Origin of the sequence: uncultured Senegalimassilia sp., from assembly GCF_934632265.1 — a bacterium.
GTDB lineage: Bacteria > Actinomycetota > Coriobacteriia > Coriobacteriales > Eggerthellaceae > Senegalimassilia.
Map to the genome: position 1 here is coordinate 1 of NZ_CAKTYH010000107.1, position 6,672 is coordinate 6,672.

5 protein-coding genes are annotated in these 6,672 nt (G+C 64.1%); all 5 read left to right on the forward strand.

Annotated features, from left to right (window positions below; all coding sequences use genetic code 11):
- Positions 1–271 precede the first annotated feature (271 nt).
- Positions 272–907, forward strand: a complete 636-nt coding sequence (locus Q0H50_RS07665) for a MarR family winged helix-turn-helix transcriptional regulator (protein ID WP_294421069.1) — start codon at positions 272–274, stop codon at positions 905–907.
- Entirely contained in the window at positions 898–3,063 is a 2,166-nt protein-coding gene (locus tag Q0H50_RS07670) for an ABC transporter ATP-binding protein (RefSeq protein WP_294421072.1), read from the forward strand. Before Q0H50_RS07665 ends, Q0H50_RS07670 begins: the two co-directional genes overlap by 10 nt.
- Positions 3,060–4,925 carry an ABC transporter ATP-binding protein gene (locus Q0H50_RS07675; protein WP_294421073.1) on the forward strand — a complete coding sequence of 622 codons (1,866 nt, stop codon included), beginning with the start codon at positions 3,060–3,062 and terminating at the stop codon, positions 4,923–4,925. The genes Q0H50_RS07670 and Q0H50_RS07675 overlap by 4 nt, the downstream gene beginning before the upstream one ends.
- Before the next feature lie 49 nt (positions 4,926–4,974).
- On the forward strand, positions 4,975–5,688 hold the full coding sequence (locus tag Q0H50_RS07680) for an HAD-IB family hydrolase (RefSeq protein WP_294421075.1): 714 nt from the start codon (positions 4,975–4,977) through the stop codon (positions 5,686–5,688).
- A gap of 282 nt (positions 5,689–5,970) precedes the next feature.
- A partial coding sequence (locus tag Q0H50_RS07685) for a hypothetical protein (protein WP_294421078.1) occupies positions 5,971–6,672 on the forward strand: 702 nt, incomplete at its 3' end.

Genomic DNA, 6,672 nt, shown 5'->3' on the forward strand with positions numbered 1-6,672 from the left:
GGGTGTTAGCTCAGTTGGTTAGAGCGCCGGCCTGTCACGTCGGAGGTCGCGAGTTCAAGTCTCGTACATCCCGCCATCGATTGTTCAAGCCCAGCCTTTCGGCTGGGTTTTTTGATTTCCCCAGCGTTCGCGTCTTCTGCAGTTTGGCGGAAGCGGTATATGGACTTTCCGACATACCTTCAATACCTCGATCGAAACTCCTTGGTTCGTGCTATGGTTTAGGAGCTAAACATTAAGCAACTAAACAGTTCAGTATCGAAAGGAGATTTGCGTGGACGATACCGCAGCTGCATTGCGCCGTCGCCTGTTCGATGCCGCATCGCGTATGCGAAAGCAACGTCAAGAGCCGCCGGCTCCCGAAGGCATCACGCCGGCGGAGATGTACACGATCATGGCGGTTTCCCGCTTGGAAGGCGAGGGGAGGAAGGTCCGCTCCGGCGATATCGCCAAGTGCGGGCATGCAACTCCGAGCGCCGTGTCCCAAACCCTGAAATCGCTTGAGGAGAAGGGCCTTATCACGCGTCAGCGCGATAAGGGGGACAGCCGTGCCGTTACGGTGCACCTTACCGAAGATGGCCATGCTTTCAGCGCGCGCGGCCGCGAGCTGCATGAGCAGATGATCGACGAAGTGCTTACCTATCTCGGCCCTGAAGATGCCGAGCATCTCGTTCGCATCGTGGAGCGCCTGGCGGATTTCCCGGCGAGCGAGGTGGCGAAGGCGCAGCAGAATCGCTGCGCGCAAGCCGATAGCCCGTTAGCGGGCGCTGGTGCAAGCTTCGTTTCCAGCGCAGGCGCTGCTCAAGCAGGTGCGCCTGTGGGCGATGCGGCTGCCGGCGCGGGCGCCGCTCCTTCTGCCGGCGTCTCTTCGCAAACCGCTTCCGCGGAAGGGGGCGTGCCGTGCGCATAATCAAGAACCTGGCCCAGCACAAGCTGGTGGTGCTGCTGATCGTGGTGCTGCTGTGCGTGCAGGCGGCGTGCGACCTGGCCCTGCCCAACTACACCTCCGACATCGTCGATACGGGCATCCAGCAGCAGGGCGTGCAGGATGTGGCTGCCGAGCAGCTCACCGAACGCACCCATGACCTGGTGGCCATGATGCTTCCCGAGTCCGATGAGCAGATGTTCGCCGACGCTTATGCCCGAAACGAGGACGGCACATACGCGCTGACGGAATCCGGCAAGCGCGACCGCGCTGCGCTCGATGACGTCATGGCCTTGCCCATGACCGTGACCTGCTATGCCGACCAAATTCCCGAGCTGGACCTCGACCAGGTCAAAGCCGCATACGATCAGGGCATGATCGGTAAGTCCGACATCCAGACCATGCTCGATCGCGCGCGCGAGTCCATGGGCGATATGGCCGATACGCTTATCGCTCAGCAGGGCCTGGCTGCGGCCCGCGCCGAATACGAGCAGCTGGGTTACGACCTCGACGCCATGCAGATGGACTACCTGGTGGCAACCGGCGCGAAGATGCTCGGCCTTGCCGCGCTCGGCATGGTCATCGCCGTCATGGTCGGCTTTCTGGCATCGCGCACGGCGGCCAAGGTGGGCCGCAGCCTGCGCGAGCGCCTGTTTAACCAGGTGGTCGGCTTCTCCGACGCCGAGATCCAGTCCTTTAGCGCCGCGTCGCTGATCACGCGCGGCACCAACGACGTGCAACTGGTGCAGATGGTCACCGTCATGCTGCTGCGCATGGTGCTCTATGCGCCCATCCTGGCCATCGGCGGCATCATCATGATCGCACGCACCGACCTGTCCATGGGCTGGATCATCATCGCGGCGGTCGTGGCCATCGCGGCGGTCATGGGCGTGCTCATGAAGGTGGCCATGCCGAAGTTCAAGATCATGCAGAAGCTCATCGACCGGGTGAACCTGGTGTCGCGCGAGCTGCTCACGGGCCTGCCGGTCATCCGCGCGTTCGGCCGCGAGCAGCACGAGGAGGCGCGTTTCGATGAGGCGAACACGCGCCTGATGAAGACGCAGCTGTTCACCAACCGCGTGATGACCTTCATGATGCCGCTCATGATGCTCATCATGAACCTGGTGTCGGTGGGCATCATCTGGTTCGGCGGGCATGCCATCGATGCGGGCAACCTGCAGACCGGCGACCTGATCGCGTTCATCACCTACTCCATGGTCATCATCATGGGCTTCCTTATGATCGGCATGCTGTCCATCATGCTGCCGCGCGCCGACGTGGCGGCCCAGCGCATCGATGAGGTGCTCGAATGCAAGCCCTCCGTCGCCGATCCTGAGCCCGGCAAGGCGAAGGACGCGTTGCTCGGCGCTGATGGGCTGCCGGGTGCGCGCATCGCCTTCGAGAACGTGAGCTTCAGGTACTCCGACGGCGCCGAGTGCGTGCTCGAGGACGTCAGCTTCACGTGCGAGCCGGGCAAGACCACGGCCATCATCGGCTCCACGGGCAGCGGCAAGTCCACGGTGCTGAAGCTGGCGGAGCGCTTCCACGACGTCACGTCGGGCCGCATCGCCGTCGATGGCGTGGACGTGCGCGACGTCAGCCAGCATGCCCTGCGGTCGCAGCTGGGCTATGTGCCGCAGGCGGCGTTCCTGTTCAGCGGCACCATCGCCTCGAACGTGGGCTACGGCGTCGATGACGCTGGCGAGGACCGTATCCGTGCCGCCGCCGACGTGGCGCAGGCGAGCGATTTCATCGCCGAGCGCCCCGAGGGGCTGGCAACGCCCATTTCCCAAGGCGGCACGAACGTCTCGGGCGGCCAGCGCCAGCGCCTGGCCATCGCCCGCGCGCTCGCGACCGATGCGCGCGCGTACCTGTTCGACGACAGCTTCAGCGCGCTCGACTACAAGACCGATGCCGCGCTTCGCCATGAGCTTTCCGCGCGTTTGGGCGGGAAAACCGTGGTCATCGTGGCGCAGCGCATCTCCACGGTGCTCAACGCAGATCAGATCGTGGTGCTTGATGACGGTCGCGTCGTGGGGCGGGGCACGCATGAGCAGCTGATGGAAAGCTGCCAGGAGTATCGCGAGATAGCCACGTCGCAGCTATCGGAGGAAGAGCTGAAAGGAGGTGAGGCGAGATGAGCGCGAACAACGAGGATCTGAAGAAGGTCACGCAGCGCCGCCGTCCGCACGGGCCGGGCGCGCGCATGATGCCCGGTGAGAAGGCGAAGGACTTCAAGGGCTCCATCGGCAAGCTCGTGCGTTTCATGGGCCAGTTCAAGGCGGCGCTCGTGCTCGCCATCATCTTCGCCATCGGGTCGGCCGCGTTCAACATCGTGGGCCCGAAGGTGCTCTCGCAGGCCACCACGGAGCTGTTCGAGGGCTTGGTGGCGAAGGTGGGCGGCACCGGCGGCATCGACTTCGACGCCATCGCCGGCATCATCGCGGTGACGCTTGCCCTTTACCTGATCAGCGCGGCGTGCAGCTTCGTACAGGGCTGGATGATGACGAGCGTCTCGCAGCGCACCTGCTACGGGCTGCGCCGCGCCATCGCCGAGAAGATCGACCGCATGCCCGTGGGGTACTTCGAGCGCAATTCCACCGGCGACACGCTCTCGCGCATCACCAACGACGTGGACACGCTCGGCCAAAGCCTGAACCAAGGCGTGACGCAGCTCATCACCTCGACCACCACCATCGTGGGCGTGGTGATCATGATGCTGACCATCAACCCGCTGCTCACGGGCATCACCGTGCTCATCCTGCCCGTGTCCTTGGTGCTCATCTTCACCGTGGTGAAGGCATCGCAGAAGCACTTCAGGGCGCAGCAGGCCATGCTCGGCGCCATCAACGGCCAAGTGGAGGAGACGTTCTCCGGCCACGCCATCGTGCGCGCGTTCAATCGTGAGCAGGCGGTGGCAGAGGAGTTCGGCAAGACCAACGCTAAGCTCTATGAAAGCGCTTGGAAATCTCAGTTCCTTTCGGGCCTCATGCAGCCCATCATGAACTTCGTGGGCAACCTGGGCTATGTGGGCGTGGCGCTGGCCGGCAGCGTGCTTGCCGTGCAGGGCGTCATCACCGTCGGCGACATCCAGGCGTTCATCCAGTACGTGAAGAACTTCACGCAGCCCATCACCCAGCTTTCCCAGGTCGGTAACGTGCTGCAGCAGATGGCCGCGGCCGCCGAGCGCATCTTCGCCTTCCTTGAGGAGCCCGAGCTTGAGGCGGGGAAACCCACGGCCAAGGCCGCTGACGTGGATTGCGACGTGGAGTTCGACCACGTGCGCTTCGGTTACGATCCCGAAAAGCCCGTCATCGACGACTTCTCCGCGAAGGTGCGCCAGGGCCAGACCGTGGCCCTGGTAGGCCCCACCGGCGCGGGCAAGACCACCATGGTCAAGCTGCTCATGCGCTTCTATGATGTGGACGCGGGCGCCATCCGTCTGGGCGGCACCGACATCCGCGAGTTCTCGCGAACCGACGTGCGCAACCAGTTCGGCATGGTGCTGCAGGACACGTGGCTGTTCAACGGCACGGTGCGCGACAACATCGCCTACGGCAAGCTCGACGCCACCGACGCCGAGGTGGAGGCTGCGGCGCGCGCGGCGTACGTGCACCACTTCATCACCACCTTGCCGCACGGCTATGGCACGGTGATCAACGAGGATGCCAGCAACATCAGCGCCGGTCAGCGCCAGTTGCTCACCATCGCTCGCGCCATCTTGGCCGACAGGCGCATGCTCATCCTGGACGAGGCAACCTCGAGCGTGGACACGCGAACCGAGGAGCGTATCCAGAAGGCCATGGACAACCTGATGGCTGGGCGCACCTCGTTCGTGATCGCGCATCGCCTGTCCACCATCAGAAACGCCGATCTCATCTGCGTATTACAGCATGGTGACATTATCGAGCAGGGCACGCACGACGAGCTTCTCTCCCTTGGCGGCGCGTATGCTGAACTGTATAATTCTCAGTTTGAGGAAGACGGCGTCGTAGACGAGTAGCGTGCGGAGGGGCGCGCGGCTCGGATCGGCTTGGGACGAAAGCGCGCACATGACCGCACAATCAGAGGCAATGCAGACGGCAAGCCGCAACGGGGAGGGCCCGGTGCGGCTTGCCGCGTTCGATTTCGACGGTACTTCGCTTGACGGGAACTCGCCCGTCATGCTGGTGATGCATCTTGCGAAGCTGCGCATGCTCAACCCCACGGTGCTGCTGCGCATCGGGCTGTGGGCGGCGGCATACAAGCTGCGCCTGCCGCAGAGCGAGGCGTGGGTTCGCGGGCTGGTGTTCCGCGCCTTCGCCGGCAAGCCCAAGGCCGAGGTGGATGCCTTCCTGCATGATTTCTATGACGAATGCGTGGCCCCGCATGTGCGTAAGCAGGCGAGGAAGGCTATGGACGCGTGGCATGAGCAGGGTGTTTCGGTGGTGTGCGTGTCGGCAACCTTCGAGCCCATCATCGAGCGCGCCATGCGCGACCTGCCCTTCGATTACCAGATCTCCACGCGCATGAAGGTGAACTTCGACGGCACATACGCGTGCGAGGTGGACGGCGTGCCCGTGGAAGGTGATCGCAAGATGATCGAGCTGCGGCAGTTCGCGAATGCGAAATGGGGCGAAGGCGGATGGGAGCTTGTCGCCGCCTACGGCGACCACCATTCCGACCGCGCCCTTCTTGCCGGCGCCCAGCAGGGGTTCGCCGTATGCCCCGACCGCCCGCTTGGCCGCACCGCCCGCCAGCGCGGCTATCAGGTGCTCGAGTGGTAAACGCCCACGGGCGTGTTTTTGGGAATCGCCTGTTGCGCTTGGGCGGGGTCTGCCGTTCGCGTTTTGAACCCGACGGGACTATGCAGCGTGTTAGGGAAACGAGCTGCCGCCGGCGTGTCCGGTTGATGCGGCCGCCGCGTCGTGTCCGGATAGCGGGCTTTTCTTCGGCGCGCCCGGGTGACAGGTTTGTTTCGATTTCTTGGCTTGCGGTCGCAATGCGGGCGCTTCCGGTAAAATGATACCGAACTATGGCTATTTTGACACTTGAAGGAGGTTGGGTCGATGTTGGATAACAATGCGAACGATATGCCCAGCCGAAGCGATGAGCCGTCCAGCTCCGTTTCCGGATACCTGAACAGCGCTGAACAGGCTGCTGAGCAGGGAAACCTTATGCTGGCGCTGCATCTGTACCTGGCGGCGTTCGAGCGCGGCCAGGCAGGCGAGGGCGCTGTGCCTTCCGAAGCCGCCATTGCCGGCCTGAAGCGCGCATGGCGCCTGGCGTGCACCTTGAAGGAGCGCAGCATCGCGGAATACGTGTTCGAGCGCATGGAACCTTTCCTGTCCAGCGACGAGGTGGCCGCGTGCGCGGACCAGCTGCAGGAGCTGGCGCTTGCCAAGCTCGAGGAGTTCGGGCTGTCGCGCGACGAGCTCGAGGACATGACCGACATGATCTCGCAGGACATGATGGGCGAGGGCTGTCCGCGCGTGCTGCGCGTGGAGCATCTCACGTCGCCGGGTGCGGCAGATCGCGCCGGCAAGCCCGAAGACGGGCTGTCCGCAAGCGCTGCGGCTCCGACGGCCGGCGTGGATGCCGCAGGCGAGCAGCCTGTGGCGGCAGGCTCTACCGCGTCCGAAAAGCCCCAGGCGCCTGCCGGCAAGCCCGCGTCCGCTGCGGCAGCTTCCGCGCAGCCCGTGCTCGCTCCCATCGAGCACCTCACCTACAAAGAGCTGGTCGGCTATGACGAGGCGGTGCGCTCGGTGCGC